Raw genomic sequence first — 766 nt, forward strand, 5'->3', positions numbered from 1 at the left:
CCCTAAAAGGACATTAGCCCCAAACATGGAAATATAATCCGATGTCGGATTGGCGAACCCCGCGATTTTCCCGGCATAAAAGAAGTCGGTGTCCAAGTTAATGCCCACTTTTCTGTTGATATTAAAGTTCATGGAAAGACCGATGGCCGTGTTAGCGGTTACCGATTTGTCTTGCATGTTGTAGCCGGGATTAAATAAATAGAAATCCTGGCCGTGTTCGGCGTTAGTCCAATGAACAGGGAATCCGACGTTGATTTCCATATCAAATCTTTCAATTGCCGGAGTCACAACCGTCGGTTCTTCAGCGGCCGGCTCGTTATTTGCAAAACACACGCCGGCGGCGAGAATTAAAACAAAAGGTAATACAAAAAGTTTCTTCATCATAATTTTCTCCTTCATAAAAATTTTGGAGTGCCTAGAACATGCGTGTTCTGACACCCCTGTTTCTTTGCGGCAAACTAAAGTTCGTCCGCGTGTTTCTTAAAGCCGTCGATCAAAGCCTTGTTCGGTTTCGCTTTGTTTTTTTCGATATTGGCAAATCCGTTAAGGCAGTTCTTCATGCTTTTTCTGCTGGCGGGGTTGGCCTTGTTCCTTTCAAGATCGGGAAGCGTCAACTCCATGCCGGGCTGAATTTTATCGGGGTTTATTACCACGCCGCGCGAAGCGAGCATGATGACCGGATAATAAAAGCCGTCGTTATAGGCATGCCTTGATATATCCGACAATGTATCGCCCGATTTTACCGTGTACGCGCTCGCCCCGGTGA

General features: G+C 46.2%; 2 protein-coding genes. Both read right to left on the reverse strand.

Translation table 11 applies throughout. The features are described 5' to 3' along the window. A partial coding sequence (locus ACYVTD_RS14740; RefSeq protein ID WP_461248470.1) for a hypothetical protein occupies positions 1 to 384 on the reverse strand: 384 nt, incomplete at its 3' end. Positions 385 to 458: 74 nt separating this feature from the next. Then, positions 459 to 766 (reverse strand): LysM peptidoglycan-binding domain-containing protein (locus ACYVTD_RS14745; RefSeq protein ID WP_461248471.1); only part of this gene is annotated, 308 nt, incomplete at its 5' end.

It is taken from the genome of Treponema sp. R6D11, assembly GCF_054786075.1.